This window comes from Pseudomonas sp. R4-39-08 (assembly GCF_003852275.1).
Classification (GTDB): Bacteria; Pseudomonadota; Gammaproteobacteria; order Pseudomonadales; family Pseudomonadaceae; genus Aquipseudomonas.
In genome coordinates this window covers 5,156,269-5,173,935 of sequence record NZ_CP027733.1, presented here as the reverse complement: position 1 = coordinate 5,173,935, position 17,667 = coordinate 5,156,269, and the positions used below count along the sequence as shown (strand labels likewise).

Below are 17,667 nucleotides of genomic sequence, written 5' to 3'. Positions count from 1 at the left end.
ATTCCGGTAGACGGTAAACCGGCGCGACACTAGCAGACATGGGGGATTGGGGCAAATGAGTGGGGGTGTCATCCGCCTTGGGTATTGACTTGGTAACGCGTGCTGCGACCGCTTCCGGGGAGACGGATCAGGCAGTTTTTTTCCAGCAAATCAGACAGATGGCGGGTGGCTGTCGCCTTGGACACTTTGGCGACTGCCTGGTACTGCGCGGCGCTGATCCCATGCTCAAAGCCTTTATCACCACCGTCGAGCAGACGATTGAGTACTTTGACCTGCTCGGCAGATAACGCAGCGCCGCGGTGTTGGTCCCAGAACCGGGTCTTGCTCAACACACGGTCTATCCGCGCCATCGCCTGCTGCAGGCTGCGTAACAATGTTCTCAGGAACCACTCCAGCCAATCTGTAATATCAAGTGTGGCCTTTTGGCTGGACTCCAGCGCTTTGTAGTAACCCGAGCGGTCGTCAAGGATACTGGCTGACATCGCATAAAAGCGTATCGCGTGATGGTCGCCCTGGGCCAAGGCCAAGTCAGTGATGGCGCGTGTCAGGCGACCATTACCGTCATCGAACGGGTGAAGTGTGACAAACCAGAAATGCGCAATGCCAGCGCGTATGAACGGGTCCAGTTCTGGTTGATGGCGGCTCAGTTCGAACCATTCAAGGAAGTCATCCAGCGCCTGCTCCAGCCCCTGGCGTGGCGGCGCCTCAAAGTGCGCGGTCGGCCGGTCAAGACGCCCCGATACCACCTGCATAGGCTCATCCCCTCGCAACCCCCCTACCTTTATGCTTCGCGCGGTAAGACCCGCTTCTGGAATCGGAAACAGCAGATGATGCCAGTGCATGAGAAGCGAGTACGTGAACGGCTCGGCAAATTGCTCAGTGGCATCTATCATCAGGTCAGCGAGGCGTTCGCTACGGCGGCTGACCTGACCGTCTTTCGTCGTTTCCAAGCCTAACCGTCGCGCCAGGGAGGACCGCACCGAGCCGACATTAAGTTGCTCACCTTCAATAGCGGAGGAGGCCAGGATGTTTTGCAGCAGCGCGTCCAGTTCGTTCTACGCGCTGGCTGCCTGACCAGCGGAGCCGAGCATGCCTAGGAGTTTGCCTTGGGAGTGACCGCAGTCGCGCAGCAAAGCAGCCAAGCGTCCGGGCTGCCAATGGAAATGGGGCCAGTTGATGTGTTGCCAGATCCAGCGTGAATAATCCATGGGCGGGGCCTGGGAGTGAGTCGAATGGAGAGGTTATTCGGCTCATCGTCTAGACTTGATCTGTGAGTGGCGTCGTGATGGTGATGAGGGACGGTTATTAACACCTCAGTGGAAACTGGCGTCGATTCTTTCAATCTTTAGTTTGATAAAGTGCTCATTGCATTCGGGATGAACGTAATGTATGTCCTCATCATGAAGTGATGTGAAAGTGATGAACATGTTATTACTCAAATATCCGTAGAGAACATAGGCGTAACCTCGACCTATCCGTTTTACCAAAGGTCGGCTGACCACTGTGCGCTCAATTTCGTAATCGTCGGAAAGGTTTAATGTCAGCTCCACGGCATACGTTTTTCCTACTTCTAGCTCGTAGGGGCAGTAGCTGATAAAGCAGTTTATGAACGTACCCTCAATGAGCAGTGTAACGTCTTCTTCAACATGTTTGTTGAGCGCTATAACTTCTGCTTTTTTTAAATTTATATTCATTGTTTAAAAATAGAAAAAGACGCCAGTTTTTTTATCGATAGCTAATTTATTTAGATGGATTAATTTTTTTAGTAATTCGGGGTTTTCAGGTAATGATTTTTTTTCCAGTATTCTCAGCATTTCGGAAAGATCTTCGTGATTTTTAATATGTTCATCCTCGTAGTCATCGATAAGTTTTCTCAAGGAATTGTTGATTTCTTCGAATATTCCTGAGTTTTGAAGCTGTAGGTGTTCTGCGTTTGTGAGGATGAGTCTTGCCATTTGGTCGTCTGGGCAAGCATTGATATCTAGCAAAGACATGGCTTGGCCAGTTAGAGGTGTGCAAATTAACTTCATTGCTTATCTCCTTTTTTAAAATGTGTCACTTCATTATATTCGCTTTGTGTTCTACCCATTTGCTTTCCCGACGGGGAGATTTTGTTATTTGGTACTATTCCAGCGAGGCTAAGATATCGCCTAGCTCCTGAGAGGGATGGGTCGTGAATTCTAAAATAGTTTCCGTTTAGGTCTTCCACTAACTCAATGCCATTCTGAGGGTTTGTGTATGTTTTCTTTCCTTTGTCTGTTGTTGTCACTATTGGACTGGGGCCTGCGAACTTGAGAATGTTTTCGTTTAGATCAGCAGTCTGCCAATTGGCCGAATACCGGGCTGCTCGCTGCGCCCCTCCTGCTTTTGGTAACTCTGCTTCGCCATCATTAACTAAAGCCGTGTTGGCTGGGTCGAGCGGTTCATTTCCTGGCTTACAGCCATCGCCACCCGGGCACTTACTTAAACCCAGCGGATCGACCCACCCTGTAGGATTGGGCACGTACCGGTACGCATTGATCCCACCCGCCAGCTTCACCGGATCAGGCGTCAGGTAACGACCAATATCAGGATTGTAGTCGCGATGACGGTTGTAGTGGAGGCCGCTTTCTTGATCGAAGTATTGGCCTTGGAAACGTAGCGGGTTGTCGACTTTGCCTACGTCGAGGCGGCTGATTTCTCCGTAGGCGCGGTAGTGGGCGGACCAGACGATTTCGCCTTCAGGCGTGGTGAGTTCCTGTGGGGTGCCGAGGTGGTCGAGTTGGTAGTGGTAGGGCTTGGTCTCTGCTGGGCCGAAGCCTGCCAGCAGTGCCAATGGGCGGAAGCTGTCGGGTTCGTAGATATAGCTTCGGTGACGTTCCGTATGATGCTCGGCAATCAGCTTGTCGCCTTGCCAGAAGAACTCGGTAGTTTTCCCATCCACGGTTTTGCTGATACGCCGCCCAAACGGATCGTAGCGATAACTGGCGGTTTGGCCGTTGGGCTTGGTGATGCCGATCAGCCGGTGCTGACAGTCGTAGCGGTACTCGGTAACGAGTGAATGACCCTTGCCACGTCGCTCGCGTATCAGGTTGCCGAAGGCGTCATAGTCGTAATGGTGATCGCCCTGGATCATCAATCGATTACCCGCGACGATGTCCGGGCCCGGCCTGTCTTGCATCAGCAGGTTGCCCGCCGGGTTGTGGCCGAAGCGTTCCTGGATGTCTTGCGAGTGGTCGGCGCGGGTCAGGCGGTGGAGTGGGTCGTAGCGGTAAAGGTGTTCGCCTTTGCGGGTGTCGTGCAGGCGGGTGAGGTTGCCGGTTTTGTCGTAGTCGTAGTGGCGTTGGTAGAGGTGGTTTTCCTGTTGGATGACGGCGTGGGTATGTAGCCGGTTTTGCTCGTCGTAGTGGTAGTGGCTGAGGAGTTGGCCTTGTTGGCGTTGGTGTTCACGGCCGCTTTTGAACAGGTGTGAGGTCAGCAGCGCACCGTTCAGTTCGACGGTGGCAAGGTGGCCGCCTTTGTCGTGGTTGAAGGTGAGGCGGTTGTTGTCCGGTAGGCGTAAGTGCTGAAGTTGGCCGCAGGCGTCATAGCCGTAGCGCAGCGTGCCCCAGCCCTGGTGTTCGGCGGTGAGGCGGTTTTGGCGGTCGTACTCGTAGGCCAGGAACCAGTGGCCGTCGTCGACGCTGAGGAGGTTGCCTTGGCGGTCGTAGGTATAGTCGACGGCGCTGCCGTCGGGCAGGGTTTTTCTTACGAGGCGACCGGCATAGTCGCGCTGGTATTGAGTGACGAGCTGACTGCCATCGTCGCCGTATTCGGTTTTTTCCAGCAGGTTGCCGTTGAGGTCGTAGGCGTACGCGGTGCGTTGGCCGTCGAAACCGGTTTCCTGTTGGATCAGGCCGTTGGGGTGGTAGTCGAGCTGGTAGGTTTCGCCGACTTCGTTTTCGATCGCGGTGAGCAGTAAGCGGGCGTTGTCATAGCGGTAGTTGACCTGGGTACCGTCGGCATTGATGCGGCGGCTGATCAGGTGCAGGCCGTCGGCGTATTCGTAGCGGGTGACTTGGCCCAATTCATCGCGTTCGGCGATGATTTTTCCGTAGGGGTTGTAGCTGAATTCTCGGTAGGTACCGTCGGGTTGGGTCAGTTTCAGCAGGCGGCCTACGGCGTCCCATTGATACTGGGTCAGCGTGCCTTGTTCGTCCTCACTCGCAACCTGCCGGCCCAGGTCGTCATAGCGATAGCGCTTGATCCCACCATTGGGCAACTGCTCTTCAACGAGCTGCCCGCGCTCACTCCACACAAACCGATGGCAGCTGTTGTCGGGGTACCAAACCCCGGTCAGTTGTCCCTGTTTGTCGTAGCTGTAGTCGGTCGCATTGCCATCCGGGTCAATCTGGCGAATGACATCGCCCTGGTCATTGCGCTCATATTTCCAGGCCGCCTCACCACGCCGCACCACCCGTACGAAACCGTTGTCATGCTCGTAAGACGTTGGTTCGTCATCCCCCGGAAACAGCGCGACCAAGCGTCCGGCGTCGTCGTATTGATACGCCGTCACCGCACCCAGCGGGTCCTGCTCGACGGTCAGGCGGCCCTTGTCATCGTAGGATTTGAAGTGTTGAGCGCCGTCGGGATCGATGCGCTGTACCAGCCGCGCCCGCTGGTCATGTACGTAAACTTCCTGGCTGCCGTCGGCGTTGTGCACGGTGACGCGACCGTCATCACCCCAGGCATACCGCGTATCCATCTGCGAAAAGCTGGCCCAATGCCGGACACAGCGCGCCGCCTTGCCAGCGCGTTCCCATTCCCAAAAGAAACTCGCCCCGCCGGCCAGCTGGCGCTCAAGAATGACGTGCTGCTCGTCGTACCGATAACGCTCACACTCACCGACAGCATTGGTCGCTGAAACCAGTCGTCCATTGTCGTCATAGGCGTAGGAAACGACGTTCTGCTCGGTCACCCAAACAAAGGGTTCATGCCCCGTGGCGCGATGAACCTGGTAGTCCACCGCCACGATGCGGTCGAACTCATAACGCAACAGAAGCGAACGGCCCACGCCGTTGTCCAGCCGCTCAAGCCGTCCCAACCGATCCCGGACAACCAACAACCGGTTGTCATACGCATCGCTGATCGCCGTCAGCACTCCGTCGCGAAAATGGTAGAACCGCGACCCCTGGGCCAGCACCAGCTCATCAGGCAACGACCCCAAGTAAATCGTCGCTTCCGCCAGGCTGTTGGTAATCGCCGGCCGAGCAGCCGTCGGCAAGGGCAGGGTGGTCGCGCGATTCTCATGGTCCGTCCACACCATCGAATCGCCTGACGCCACGAGCCGCTGCGCCAGCGCATGGCTCCAGCCAAACCCCAAGCCACAATCCACTTCCACCGCACTGCTGCGATACAAGCGCGTCCACTCGAACGGCAGGAGCCCATCCAGCGCGCCATCGGTAAGCGTCAGCAGTTCCTCGCCAGTGACCATCGACACCGGGCAACCGTTCGTAACGGTTTTATCCGCAGAGGCCGCCGCATCACCCTTCGGGTTCGAAGCCACGGCAGGCACATCATCCACATGCTCTTTGTGCCTCAGCACCGCGTTCTGCCGAGCCTTCCAGCGCATCTGCAGGGTGCCCTGTTTCAGCCCACCGACCACCCCTCGAACCGCCACCGCTTTATAGCGATCCACCGCCTGCATAAACTTGGTCAGAATCGCCAACATACTCTGTACGAAGCCAACCGCGGCCTCAACAATCCGAGCGCCATACTTGACCAGCCGCAAGCTTAAATACGCCACACCCGCCGCCGGTAAGGCGATGGTCAGCACCGCGCCAATCACCAGATCAATCAGCAGCGATACTATTAACCCTGCAGCCATTTCCGCGACCTGGCTCGGCGGCAACGCGTCCAGCCATATCATCGCCGTACGTATCAGCAGGTACAGTGCAGCCTCATCGCTGGCGAGCAACATCGCCTGTTCCATGATCCTGGGGGCATCGGTGGCAATTTGCGCCAACTTGGCTGCCTGGGCTCCCAGTTGTTCTACATATTGCAACGGATCTTCAAGGATCGACTGCACCAGCTTTATGCTGTCCCACACATCACGGATCGCCGCCCAACTGCCCGCCAGTACGCCGCTGCCAATTGCACTGGCCGTGGATTGCTGCCAATGCGGCTTGAAGTTCTTCCACTGATCGCGCAGCCATTGCTCCAGGTCTGCTGTCAGCCCGGCATAAGAGTCAAACAAGGCATCCACTTGCTGCGCTGAAACTCCGCCTTGAACCCGAACTTGATAGCGCCCGCCAGCGGCGCAGTAGTGCGAACCCTCGCCGTGTTCATCGAGCATGATCACTGCAGAGCTACCGTCATCCAGGCGGGTCACCTCAACGGGGATGTCGCCAATCGGCACGTCATACAGCGACTCGAACCTGCTCTGGATCTTAAGCACGCCACCCGCAGGGCAAAGAGCCACGGTAGAGAAATCCGCGTCGGTAAGGCTCACCGACTGCTGCGAATCCCCGGCCCGTAACACCCGGTCCATTCCCAGCAACGACGGCATATCCGTGGCATGGCTCACCGAATCCAGTGCCCGGGAATACCAGGCACCCATTTGCTGGCGATAAATCATCAGGCTCTGATGGAAAGTATCCAGCCCATATTCGATCGAGGTGATGTGGGCAGCGTGGGTCATCCATGACGTCTCGGCAGAAGGCAAGGCGTCGGAGTCTGCCTCAGCGAAAGGCAGCTGGATGAGTGGTTTGAAAAATCAGATTGCGCTTACAAAGGGCGGGCAATAGTCGATGGCGACTGATGCCCACGGAGCACTTCAGATTGCGATGCTGCTGATTGACGAATAGTGCCCAATGAGCGCCTTTCAGCAGGACTCAAATGCATTCAACCAGACCCCCATCCGTTGCGATTCGAAACTTTGCGCCGTATAGACGCGATGACCGCCCTGGCGCTGGGGCTCGGGCATCAACCTGATGACCTCATAATGACGAAACGCTTTGATGGTCGTGCCGGACACCTGCGCGGCTTTGCCGATATGCATGAAAAGTTCTTTTTCAGATAGTGCGCCGGCCTATTTCAGCCGGTTGGCCCTCTGCGTCAGCGAAGAGCCCCGCGCGGGCCCGAACAGCAGGACCGTTCCGTAAGGTAAGCAGGACCCTTCCTAGACTATTTAAGAGCTCTTGTGACGGCCCGGCGGCTTGACTAGCCTGCCGAAAACACAAGAGTGAAAAAGTATGAACGAGGCCTCTATCGGTTTAAACGCGCCGCCTGATGGCTACACCGATTGGCTGACAGGCCTCAAGAGCCGTATCCATAACGCACAGCAGCGCGCGTCAATCGCGGTCAATCGTGAATTGGTGATGCTCTACTGGCAGATTGGACGCGAAATTTTGGCCCGTCAGAGCGATCAAGGCTGGGGGAGCAAAGTGATCGACCGCCTTGCGCAGGATCTGCGTGCAGCGTTTCCCGACATTAAGGGTTTTTCGCCGCGCAACCTCAAGTACATGCGTGCTTTTGCCGAGGCGTGGCCGGATTCGGAATTTGTGCAACAGGCTGCTGCACAATTGCCCTGGGGTCACAACATGGTGTTGCTCGAAAAGCTTCCCGGCCCGGAAACACGTCGCTGGTACATCACTCAGGCAGTTAAACACAGCTGGTCGCGGAACACGCTGTTACTGCACATCGAAAATTGCTTGCTGGAGCGCAGTGGCAAGGCAGTCAGCAACTTCGAAAGCCATTTGCCCAAGGCACAATCCGATCTGGCACGAGAATCTCTCAAGGACCCTTATCGCTTTGACTTCCTAAGCCTGGGCCTGGATGCGAAAGAGCGTGATATCGAAAATGCTTTGATCAAACATGTCACTGAGTTCTTATTAGAGTTGGGCGCGGGCTTTGCCTACGTTGGCCGGCAAGTACTGCTGAATGTTGGCGGTGATGATTTCTTCGTTGACCTGTTGTTTTACCACTTGAAACTGCGCTGCTACGTAGTGATCGAACTCAAGGCGGGTAAATTCAAGCCCGAGCATCTGGGCAAGTTGAGCTTCTATCTCGCGGCTGTAGATGCCGAACTGAAGCACCCACAGGATGGCCCGACCATTGGCCTGTTGCTGTGCAAGGGTAAAAATGAGGTGGTGGCTGAATATGCTCTGCGCGATAACAACCGGCCTATCGGTGTGGCGGAATATCAGTGGGTAGAGTCTTTGTCGGCAGAACTGCAGACCAGTTTGCCCAGCATTGAGCAGATAGAGAGAGAGCTGGCGGGGTAAGCCGGTTCAAACACCGAAAGCCTGCCTTTTCAGGGCAGGCTTATCGTCACACTGGGCTGACTTATTTCTGCTGAGCCGTCAGCGCCGCATACCCATTCATCAAATTGCGATAGTTAGGAATCCGCTGCGACAACAGATTCCCCAGCCCTTCGATATCGTTGCGCCAGTCACGGTGCAACTCACACGCCACCGAAAACCAGTTCATCAATTGCGCACCGGCCTGGGTCATCCGGCTCCATGCCGCCTGCTGCACCGTGGTATTGAACGTGCCCGACGCATCCGTTACCACGAACACCTCAAACCCTTCCGCCAGCGCCGACAAGGTCGGGAACGCCACGCAAACATCCGTCACGACACCGGCGATGATGATCTGCTTACGCCCGGTGGCCTTGATCGCCTTGACGAAGTCTTCGTTGTCCCACGCATTGATCTGACCAGGGCGAGCGATATACGGCGCGTCCGGGAACATTTCCTTCAACTCCGGCACCAGCGGGCCGTTGGGGCCTCGCTCGAAACTGGTGGTGAGAATGGTCGGCAGGTTGAAGAACTTGGCCAGGTCGGCCAGGGCCAACACGTTGTTCTTGAACTCGTTGGGGGAGAAGTCCTGCACAAGGGAAATCAGGCCGGTCTGGTGGTCGACCAGCAGGACAATGGCGTCGTCTTTGTTGAGGCGGTTGTAGGTTGGAGTGCTCATGGTTGAATCCTTTTTTGTTTAGGTTGGTTGGGCGTTGTGTTCAGCATGGGCACAGATTAATGGGTGGCTCGTGACGGATAAATCGGGTGGGAGGAGTCTTACTGTCAACTTAAAAAGGACGATGGTTTTTTCTGGCTTGTGCAGTAGCCTGGTGCATAAATCAATGTGAAGAGCGATGGGGGATTTGACTTTGAAGCGCCAGCAGGTCCTATCCCTTTCATTCGCAGGACGTTTCCGAGAGAATCCCAACCGCATTGCGCCAGCGGAAATGAGTGACTAGGCTGCGGATTGTCACTGCACATTCAGTGATCGGGTTTAGTCGCCCGGAATCGATTGGCGCATAAGCAATTCATGAGTCAGGCATTTCTCCGCCTGCATCTTATGGTAGCTGTGCGCAGGGCACCTTCGGGTGCGCCGGGTTCCCAATCGACCGGTCGACTAACCTGCGTACAGCTGCCGCCTTTTGTTTAGTCGCAGGAAGTGGCAGCTCCAAATTATCGATTGGAGTTTTGCTATGGATAATGTTTATTCGGATTCGCCGTCATCAGCTGTGACCAATCCGTTTACGGTCAGCGAAGAACTGAGTTTCGAGGACGCCTGGGTTCAGGTGGCTGAGCTGTTGCATTGTGCGGTGGCTACGTCGCGTGTGCTCGGCGAACCAGTGGCTGCGCCGCAGAGAGCGGTGATGCATTTGGTGGAGATGGCCAAGATGGTGGCCGATCGGGCTGTGGAATGTTTGCAGGCCTCATGACGTGCAAGGGCGGCAGGTCGCTAAGCGGCCTCTTTTGACCATTCGATTGTCCAGCAGATGTTGGACAATTGATCTGAGATAGACGGGCATTAAAAAGCCGGCTTGTGGCCGGCTTCTCGGGGACTGTCTCAGCTTGTTTTTGACAAACCTCATCAGCCTTCAAATCGCTCAGCCCACATTGCGTCGGGCTGAATAGTAGGGCATCTGCGGGAACTCCTCCGCATCGCCTGGCAGGGTAAATAGCTTAAAAGCCACCCCCTGCCAAATGTGCGGCGCATGATACCCACATTCACCTCAGTTGCCCACCTCCGGTTCCGATTCAGAGCCTTCCCAGCCCAGCAGGTGTTCGTCCAGCGGTACCGGTGGGCGGCGGTTGTTGAGGGTGGACCACCAGAATACCCAGCCGACTATCTGGAAGTTCTGCTCGAAGCGTTCGTCGTAGGTGAGGTATTCGTCCGGGTGTTCGCTGGCGTTGTGGCTGCGCATGCGCAGGCCACCGCCAGGTCGGTTGTAGAGGTATTTGATGCGCAGCATGCCGTCGTGTTCGACGGCGTAGATTTCGCCGTCGATGATTTGGGTGCGGCCTTTATCGATGGCGAGGGTGGCGCCTTGTTGGATGATGTCGATCATGCTGTTGTCGACCATGTAGGCGCCGACCGCGCGGTCGGGGTTTACGTTGAGGGTTTCGAGGGTGTGCTGGGTGACGCGGATGCGTTCGGTTGAGGTGAATGTGGGGTGGAGGGGGATCTCCACGTCGGTACTATCCGGGCGGCAGGCAGGGCCTGTGAGGTATTTGCCGATGTCTTCGCGGGTCGGTGCAATCCTTGCGGTGGGGCCGTCCAACAGGTAGTTGACCGGTGGGTGTTTGGGGCCGCGACCGTCGCTTAACCAGCGACTGGAAACGCACAGCAGTTCTGCGAACTCGTTGAGTCGGCCCATGGGGACGCCGCGTTTGAACCAGTTGTTCACGTGCTGAGGCGTGACGCCGCGATTCTTGGCGAAGTCGGAGGCGGAAAGATGAACTTCCCGTAATAGCGCTTTTAAACGATCACCTGATGTATTCATAAACGCAGAGTTTACCGGCCAGGAAAACTATTCAAATAAACTATACGTTGAGTTGCGTGTGTAGGCTTTTCCTTAGTTGTAGCTTGATTCTTCATTCATTCGTGTTAGTTAAACATGGAAAATCAAACGTTGAACTCGTTGTTTAATGTTCATAAAAAAAGCCCCGAATAATCGGGGCTTTTTAATTGCCGTGGCAATGAGGCGCAAGTATCAGCCTTTGTAGGCGGCTACCGACTTCATGATTTCGGCACGGGCGGCGTCTGCGTTGCCCCAACCGTCGATCTTCACCCATTTGCCTTTTTCGAGGTCTTTGTAGTTCTCGAAGAAGTGCTTGATCTGTTCCAGCAGCAGTGGCGGCAGGTCGGTGTATTCCTTCACGTCGACGTACAGCTGGGACAGCTTGTCGTGTGGCACTGCGATAACTTTGGCATCGCCGCCGCCGTCGTCGGTCATGTTCAGGATGCCGACCGGGCGTGCGCGAATGACCGAGCCTGGGGTGACCGGGTAAGGGGTCACGACCAGCACGTCGAGGGGGTCACCGTCGTCAGCCAGGGTGTTGGGAATGAAACCGTAGTTGGCCGGGTAGAACATCGGGGTGGCCATGAAACGGTCAACGAACAGGCAGTCGCTGTCTTTGTCGATTTCGTATTTGATCGGCGCGTGGTTGGCCGGAATTTCGATGGCGACGTAGATGTCGTTCGGCAGGTCTTTGCCAGCCGGAATCTTGCTGTAGCTCATTGGGCGTTGCCCCCGTAGTTGGCCATATGACATGGCCGGATTGGCCTAAAAGTGGCGGCGATTATAGGCATATTCTGACGCCGATGCCATGCGCCAAGCGTCGTACGGTCATTCGACCTGCGGCTGGTAGCGCGGGTCGTGGGCTTGCAGTTGGGTCAGGCGGGCCAGCGGGTCCTGGCGGTAAAAGCGGCTGAGTTGGGCGTACACCTGTGGGTAATGGCTGACCAGTAAATCCGGGGCGCTGAAAAAATACTCGCTGGTGACGGCAAAGAATTCCGCCGGGTTTTCCGCTGCGTACGGGTCGATCTCGGTGTCGGCGTCCGGGTTGGCGTCCAGTTGGTGATTGAGGTCGTCGAAGGCGCTTTGCATCACGCTGGCCCATTCCTGCACGCGCATGTCGTTGTGCAGTGGGGGCAGGCCGTTGGCGTCGCCGTTGAGCATGTCCAGTTTGTGCGCCAGCTCATGGATGACCAGGTTGTAGCCTTCCCATTGGCCGCTGGCCAGTACGCCGGGCCAGGCGAGGATCACCGGGCCTTGTTGCCAGGCTTCGCCGCTGTGCTCGCCGTCCCACTCATGTTCCACGCCGCTGGCATCGCGATGACGTTGCGGGCTGAGAAAGTCGTCAGGGTACAGCACGATTTCATGGAAGCCCTGATACCAGTCGAGGTCACCCAGGTTCATCAGCGGCAGTTGCGCCTGGGCCGCGAGCAGCAAGCGCTGTTCCTGATGCAGTTCGACGCCGGGCAGGGCGGTGAGGTGTTTTTCGGCGAGGAACAGCACACAGGCTTCGCGCAGCCACTGGTCTTGCTCGGCGGTGATGCCGTCGAGGAAGGTCAGGTGGTGACGCACCCGTTGCCAGGTGTCATCGGCAATCGGGTGCTTGGCCAGCAGGCGCCGGCGACGCCAGGCGCTGAGGGACCACATGGGCGATCAGTGCGGGTTGGCTTCGGAGGAGGTGCGGCCAAAGCGGCTGCGCACCACGCCGATGATCATCGGCACAAGGGATAGCAAGATGATGAACACCACCAGCAACGACAGGTTCTTCTTGATAAATGGCACGTTGCCGAAGAAGTAACCCAAAGTCACCAGGCCGCCGACCCAAAGGATGGTGCCCAGCACGCTGAAACCGAAGAAACGCGGGTAGGGCATCTTGGCAATGCCGGCGACGAACGGCGCGAAGGTGCGCAGGATCGGCAGGAAGCGCGCCAGGGTCACGGTCTTGCCGCCGTGCTTGTCGTAGAAGTCGTGGGTTTTTTGCAGGTAGTCGCGGCGGAAGATTTTCGAATTCGGGTTGCTGAACAAGCGCTCGCCCACGGTTCGTCCTATTACATAGTTGGTGCTGTCGCCGAGGATGGCTGCCAGCATCAGCAGGCCGGCCAGCAACACCGGGTCCATGCCGCCACCTGCGGCGACAGCGCCGGCAATGAACAGCAACGAATCACCCGGCAGGAACGGCATGACCACCAGGCCGGTCTCGCAAAAAATCACCAGGAACAGAATGGCGTAGATCCACGGACCATAGTTGGTTACCAACATGTCGAGGTAAACGTCGAGATGCAGGATAAGGTCAAGCGGGTTGAAATCCATGGATGGCACCTGTGTGAATGGCCCGGCTCAGCAGGCCAGTGCGGGGACGACGGGGAATAAGGCTACACGTGTATGTCGAGATTCTTACAACCCTGAAAGGTCGGCATTATACGGATTGAATGGTGAAAAGCGTGTGGCTTTTGTAGCGGGGAGTGTCGTGAAAGTGTGAAGCGGTTGGGTGCCGGTTTAATGTGGGAGGGGGCTTGCTCCCGATTGCGGTGGGTCAGGGACATGAGTATTGGCTGACATACCGCTATCGGGAGCAAGCCCCCTCCCACAGGGGATCGGCGGTGTTTGAGGGTCAGTCTTCGTTGATCGACAGCACGTAGTTTTTGAATTCGGTGTCTTCGCGAAACCCTATCGACTCATAAGTCTTTTGCGCCACGTCGTTGTCGCTGCTGGTAGACACCCGCAACCGCACCGCGTGGGTTTCCTTGGCCATCTTCTTCGCCGTGCGCATCAGGTTGTCGGCGACCAATTGTCGACGTGCGTCCTCGGCCACATAGATGTCATTGAGGATCCACACGCGTTTTAACGACAACGAGGAAAAGCTCGGATACAGCTGGCAGAACCCCAGCAGTCGCTTGTCATCATCATCGGCCAGCGCCAGGTAGATCACCGATTCCTTGCGCCGCAGGCGCTTTTCCAGAAAGGCCCGCGAGGAGTCCGGGAACGGCAGGGCACCATAGAACTCGCGGTATTTGACGAACAACGGGGTCAGCAGGTCCAGGTGTTCCAGGGTCGCTTGAATAATCCGCATGCCAGGCCTCAACATCCAAATGGGTATGACCACACGCGCGGTGGTGGCTTGATGCTGCCTAATGCCGCGAAAAAGCGCAATCGTGCCGCGATCAATCCGCAGGTGGGCTAAGCAGGAAGTTGCCTTTCATCAGGTCCGGGTCATCTGATTCGATCGTCTGCAGTTGCGCCTCATCCTTGAGATGGACCCCGGACAGTTGCCGGCGACAGGCCTCGCGCATCAGGTACAGCAGGCGATGGGCCGCCATGCCGTAGCTCAGGCCTTCCAGGCGCACATTGGAGATGCAGTTGCGATAGGCGTCGGTGAGGCCAACCTTGGGGTTGTAGGTGAAATACAGGCCCAGGCTGTCCGGCGAACTCAGCCCCGGCCGTTCGCCGATCAGGATCACCGCCATTTTGGCGCCGAGTAGCTGCCCGATCTCATCGGCCACGGCGACGCGGCCCTGTTCCACCAGGATCACCGGTGACAGAGACCAACCTTCGGCGTGGGTCTGTTCTTCCAGGCGTGCAAGAAAAGGCGCGGTGTGTTTATGCACGGCCAGCGCCGACAGGCCATCGGCGACCACGATCGCCAGGTCCACGCCATCGGGATGCGCCGCCGCGTAATCACGCAGGGTCTGCGCCGATTCATCGCTGAGGCGGCGTCCCAGATCCGGCCGTTGCAGGTACATATGCCGGTCGGTGGCGGCGCTGTGCAGCAACAGGCTGTCGCGGCCGCGTTCGGCGAATTGGCGGCTCAGCGCTTGATGGTCGAAGGGCAGATGCACCGCATCCCGCGCCTGGGCGTGGGCCAACTGGAAATCCAGCTGCGCGTTGGTGGGAATGCTGGTGCCGGTGCGGCCCAGGGCAATGCGCGCCGGGGTCAGGCGGCGCAGTTGCAGCCAGGGGTTGTCAGGCAGGTCGAGTTGCACAGGCGGCTCCTTCATCCCAGTTGCGCCAACGCGTGGCGGAACGCCGGTGGCAGGCTGTTGCCGAAGCGTACCTTGCCGTCGGCTTGCGTAAAGATGCCCATCTTCGCCAGCCATTGCTCGAACTCCGGCGCCGGTTTCAACCCCAGTGTCTGGCGCGCATACAGCGCGTCGTGGAACGAGGTGGTCTGGTAATTGAGCATGATGTCGTCGGAGCCGGGGATGCCCATGATGAAATTGATCCCGGCCACGCCGAGCAGGGTCAGCAGGGTGTCCATGTCGTCCTGGTCGGCTTCGGCGTGGTTGGTGTAGCAGATGTCGCAACCCATCGGCACGCCGAGCAGCTTGCCGCAGAAGTGGTCTTCGAGCCCGGCGCGGATGATCTGCTTGCCGTTGTACAGGTACTCGGGGCCGATAAAGCCGACCACGGTGTTCACCAGAAACGGTTTGAAGTGCCGGGCCACCGCATAGGCGCGGGTTTCACAGGTTTGCTGGTCGACGCCGAAGTGCGCGTTGGCCGACAAGGCGCTGCCCTGGCCGGTTTCGAAATACATCAGGTTCTGCCCCAGAGTGCCGCGGTTGAGGCTCAAGCCCGCGTCATAGCCTTCCTGCAACAGGCTCAAGCTGATGCCAAAGCTGGCGTTGGCCGCTTCGGTGCCGGCGATCGACTGGAACACCAGGTCCAGCGGCACGCCACGGTTGATCGCTTCGATGGAGGTGGTGACGTGGGTCAGCACGCAGGCCTGGGTGGGGATGTCGTAGCGCTGGATGATTGCGTCGAGCATCTCCAGCATGGCGCAGATCGAGGCGATGCTGTCGGTGGCCGGGTTGATGCCGATCATCGCGTCGCCGTTGCCGTAGAGCAGGCCATCGAGAATGCTGGCGGCGATGCCGGCCGGTTCGTCGGTGGGGTGGTTGGGTTGCAGGCGTGTGGACAGGCGCCCGCGCAGGCCCATGGTGCCGCGAAATTGGGTGACCACGCGGATCTTCTGTGCCACCAGTACCAGGTCCTGCACGCGCATGATCTTGGACACGGCGGCGGCCATTTCCGGGGTCAGCCCCGGCGCCAGTGCGCGTAGGGATTGTTCATCGGCGGCGTCGCTGAGCAGCCAGTCGCGCAGGCCGCCGACGGTCAGGTGGCTGACCGTGGCGAAGGCCTGTTTGTCGTGGGTATCGATGATCAGCCGGGTGACTTCGTCGTTTTCATAGGGAATCAACACTTCTTCCAGGAAGTGCTTGAGCGGGGTGTTGGCCAGCGCCATTTGGGCCGCGACCCGTTCGCCATCATTGTGCGCCGCCACGCCCGCCAGGAAGTCGCCGGAACGCGCCGGGCTGGCCTTGGCCATCAGGTCCTTGAGGCTGTCGAAGCGGTAGGTCTGTGCACCCACCGCGTGGGAAAAGCTTGCCATACAGTGTCTCCTTGACGACGCGGGCAAGGCGCCCGCGTCGAGGTTTACGGCAGTTAGTGCAAGGCGGCCTCTGCGGCCTGGATCGCCGCGAATTCTTCTTCCGGCGTGCCCGCTACCAAGTGATGCCGGCTGTAGAAAGCAAAGTAAGCAATTAATACTCCATAGATGATCGCGGCGCCAATGACCACGCGCGGATCCACCAGAAAGCCCGCCACCACGGCCACGCAGGCCAGTACCAGCGCCACGCCCGAGGTGAAGATGCCGCCCGGCGTGCGGTAGGGGCGGTCCATTTTGGGGCGACGGATGCGCAGGGTGATGTGGGCGGCCATCATCAGCACATAGGAGATGGTGGCGCCGAACACGGCCACCAGAATCAGCAGATCACCCTGGCCGGTCAACGACAGGCCAAAACCGATGATGCCGGGGATCACCAGCGCCAACACCGGCGCCTTGCTCTTGTTGGTCTCGGACAGCTTGCGCGGCAGGTAGCCAGCGCGGGACAGGGCAAAGATCTGTCGCGAATAGGCGTAGATGATCGAGAAAAAGCTGGCGATCAAGCCTGCCAGGCCTACCAGGTTGACGAAGCTGCCCATCCAGGTCGAGCCGCCGTAGGACAATGCCAACGCTTCCACCAGTGGGTTGCCGGATTTGATCAAGGCGTAAGTGCCCGCACCGCCCGGCGCGATCACCAGAATCAACAGGGCAAAACTGGTCAGCACCACAATCGCGCCGATCAGCCCGCGTGGCAGGTCGCGTTTGGGGTTCTTGGTTTCTTCAGCGGCCAGGGGCACGCCTTCTACCGCGAGGAAAAACCAGATCGCATAGGGAATCGCCGCCCACACGCCGACGTAGCCGAACGGCAGGAAAGGGCTGGCACCCTTGGCTTCGGTCACCGGGATATCCAGCAGGTTGGCGACATTGAAGTGCGGCACCATCGCTACCAGAAACACGCCCAGGGCGATGGCTGCGATGGCGGTAATTACGAACATCAACTTCAGCGCTTCACCCACCCCAAAAATGTGGATGCCGATAAAGATGATGTAGAACGCTAAATAGATCATCCAGCCGCCAATGCCGAACAGCGACTCGCAATACGCGCCGATAAACACCGCGATGGCGGCGGGCGCGATGGCGTATTCGATCAGGATCGCCGTGCCCGTGAGAAACCCGCCCCAAGGGCCAAACGCGCTGCGGGCAAAGCCGTAGCCGCCGCCTGCGGTAGGAATCATGGAAGACAGTTCGGCCAGTGAAAAACACATGCACAGGTACATGGTGGCCATCAGCAGTGTGGCGAGAAACATGCCGCCCCAACCGCCCTGGGCCAGGCCAAAGTTCCAGCCGGCGTAGTCACCGGAGATGACGTAGGCGACACCGAGGCCAACTAATAACACCCAGCCGGCGGCGCCTTTTTTGAGTTCGCGTTGTTGAAAGTATTGGGAGTCGACTTTTTCGAAGTCGACGGAAGAACTTGTGGGTTCGCTGGGCATGGGAAGTACCTTCCATTCTTATTGTT

The 17,667-nt window shown here is 57.8% G+C and carries 13 protein-coding genes and 2 pseudogenes; 2 read left to right on the top strand and 13 right to left on the bottom strand.

Going from position 1 to position 17,667, the window contains the following annotated elements; translation table 11 throughout:
* Positions 1-68: 68 nt before the first annotated feature.
* The 4 genes and pseudogenes from C4J88_RS23900 to C4J88_RS23885 all read right to left on the bottom strand — a co-directional run.
* A pseudogene (locus C4J88_RS23900) lies at positions 69-1,208 on the bottom strand (Fic family protein).
* 489 nt (positions 1,209-1,697) lie between these two features.
* Entirely contained in the window at positions 1,698-2,030 is a 333-nt protein-coding gene (locus tag C4J88_RS23895; protein ID WP_124408289.1) for a hypothetical protein, read from the bottom strand.
* Positions 2,027-6,658 (bottom strand): RHS repeat-associated core domain-containing protein, encoded by a 4,632-nt coding sequence (locus C4J88_RS23890; RefSeq protein WP_124408288.1) that lies wholly within the window; start codon positions 6,656-6,658, stop codon positions 2,027-2,029. Before C4J88_RS23890 ends, C4J88_RS23895 begins: the two co-directional genes overlap by 4 nt.
* A 228-nt stretch (positions 6,659-6,886) precedes the next feature.
* A pseudogene (locus C4J88_RS23885) lies at positions 6,887-7,018 on the bottom strand (MerR family DNA-binding transcriptional regulator); the annotation flags it as partial.
* A gap of 193 nt (positions 7,019-7,211) precedes the next feature.
* Between C4J88_RS23885 and C4J88_RS23880 the strand changes: the two are divergent.
* Positions 7,212-8,243: a YhcG family protein gene (locus tag C4J88_RS23880; RefSeq protein WP_124408287.1), complete on the top strand. Its 1,032-nt coding sequence runs from the start codon at positions 7,212-7,214 to the stop codon at positions 8,241-8,243.
* Positions 8,244-8,304: 61 nt separating this feature from the next.
* Here C4J88_RS23880 and ycaC read toward each other — a convergent pair whose 3' ends face one another.
* Positions 8,305-8,937, bottom strand: a complete 633-nt coding sequence (gene ycaC / locus C4J88_RS23875; RefSeq protein WP_124408286.1) for an isochorismate family cysteine hydrolase YcaC — start codon at positions 8,935-8,937, stop codon at positions 8,305-8,307.
* A 514-nt stretch (positions 8,938-9,451) separates the two neighbouring features.
* Between ycaC and C4J88_RS23870 the strand changes: the two genes are divergently transcribed.
* Positions 9,452-9,688, top strand: coding sequence for a hypothetical protein (locus tag C4J88_RS23870; RefSeq protein WP_124408285.1), 237 nt, complete (start codon positions 9,452-9,454; stop codon positions 9,686-9,688).
* A gap of 294 nt (positions 9,689-9,982) precedes the next feature.
* On the opposite strand, the gene C4J88_RS23860 is transcribed toward C4J88_RS23870, so the two are convergent.
* From C4J88_RS23860 to eat, 8 genes are all read right to left on the bottom strand, one after another.
* Positions 9,983-10,753 carry a S24 family peptidase gene (locus C4J88_RS23860; protein WP_124408284.1) on the bottom strand — a complete coding sequence of 257 codons (771 nt, stop codon included), beginning with the start codon at positions 10,751-10,753 and terminating at the stop codon, positions 9,983-9,985.
* Between the two features lie 210 nt (positions 10,754-10,963).
* Positions 10,964-11,491, bottom strand: coding sequence for an inorganic diphosphatase (gene ppa, locus C4J88_RS23855; RefSeq protein ID WP_003176323.1), 528 nt, complete (start codon positions 11,489-11,491; stop codon positions 10,964-10,966).
* Between the two features lie 108 nt (positions 11,492-11,599).
* Positions 11,600-12,415 carry a zinc-dependent peptidase gene (locus C4J88_RS23850; protein ID WP_124408283.1) on the bottom strand — a complete coding sequence of 272 codons (816 nt, stop codon included), beginning with the start codon at positions 12,413-12,415 and terminating at the stop codon, positions 11,600-11,602.
* A 6-nt stretch (positions 12,416-12,421) separates the two neighbouring features.
* Entirely contained in the window at positions 12,422-13,078 is a 657-nt protein-coding gene (locus C4J88_RS23845; protein ID WP_046069710.1) for a DedA family protein, read from the bottom strand.
* Positions 13,079-13,379: 301 nt separating this feature from the next.
* A complete protein-coding gene (locus C4J88_RS23840; protein ID WP_124368498.1) occupies positions 13,380-13,838 on the bottom strand; it encodes an N-acetyltransferase in 459 nt (152 codons plus the stop codon).
* Between the two features lie 91 nt (positions 13,839-13,929).
* Positions 13,930-14,763, bottom strand: coding sequence for an ethanolamine ammonia-lyase subunit EutC (eutC, locus tag C4J88_RS23835; protein WP_124408282.1), 834 nt, complete (start codon positions 14,761-14,763; stop codon positions 13,930-13,932).
* Positions 14,760-16,154 (bottom strand): ethanolamine ammonia-lyase subunit EutB, encoded by a 1,395-nt coding sequence (locus C4J88_RS23830; protein WP_124408281.1) that lies wholly within the window; start codon positions 16,152-16,154, stop codon positions 14,760-14,762. The genes eutC and C4J88_RS23830 overlap by 4 nt, the downstream gene beginning before the upstream one ends.
* Positions 16,155-16,207: 53 nt before the next feature.
* A complete protein-coding gene (eat, locus tag C4J88_RS23825) occupies positions 16,208-17,641 on the bottom strand; it encodes an ethanolamine permease (protein WP_124408280.1) in 1,434 nt (477 codons plus the stop codon).
* Positions 17,642-17,667 lie beyond the last annotated feature (26 nt).

Bases quoted from the DNA above. Each gene is read 5' to 3' on its own strand.
- C4J88_RS23895 (WP_124408289.1), bottom strand. From the start codon at position 2,030: ATGAAGTTAATTTGCACACCTCTAACTGGCCAAGCCATGTCTTTGCTA.
- C4J88_RS23890 (WP_124408288.1), bottom strand. From the start codon at position 6,658: ATGACCCACGCTGCCCACATCACCTCGATCGAATATGGGCTGGATACT.
- C4J88_RS23880 (WP_124408287.1), top strand. From the start codon at position 7,212: ATGAACGAGGCCTCTATCGGTTTAAACGCGCCGCCTGATGGCTACACC.
- ycaC (WP_124408286.1), bottom strand. From the start codon at position 8,937: ATGAGCACTCCAACCTACAACCGCCTCAACAAAGACGACGCCATTGTC.
- C4J88_RS23870 (WP_124408285.1), top strand. From the start codon at position 9,452: ATGGATAATGTTTATTCGGATTCGCCGTCATCAGCTGTGACCAATCCG.
- C4J88_RS23860 (WP_124408284.1), bottom strand. From the start codon at position 10,753: ATGAATACATCAGGTGATCGTTTAAAAGCGCTATTACGGGAAGTTCAT.
- ppa (WP_003176323.1), bottom strand. From the start codon at position 11,491: ATGAGCTACAGCAAGATTCCGGCTGGCAAAGACCTGCCGAACGACATC.
- C4J88_RS23850 (WP_124408283.1), bottom strand. From the start codon at position 12,415: ATGTGGTCCCTCAGCGCCTGGCGTCGCCGGCGCCTGCTGGCCAAGCAC.
- C4J88_RS23845 (WP_046069710.1), bottom strand. From the start codon at position 13,078: ATGGATTTCAACCCGCTTGACCTTATCCTGCATCTCGACGTTTACCTC.
- C4J88_RS23840 (WP_124368498.1), bottom strand. From the start codon at position 13,838: ATGCGGATTATTCAAGCGACCCTGGAACACCTGGACCTGCTGACCCCG.
- eutC (WP_124408282.1), bottom strand. From the start codon at position 14,763: ATGAAGGAGCCGCCTGTGCAACTCGACCTGCCTGACAACCCCTGGCTG.
- C4J88_RS23830 (WP_124408281.1), bottom strand. From the start codon at position 16,154: ATGGCAAGCTTTTCCCACGCGGTGGGTGCACAGACCTACCGCTTCGAC.
- eat (WP_124408280.1), bottom strand. From the start codon at position 17,641: ATGCCCAGCGAACCCACAAGTTCTTCCGTCGACTTCGAAAAAGTCGAC.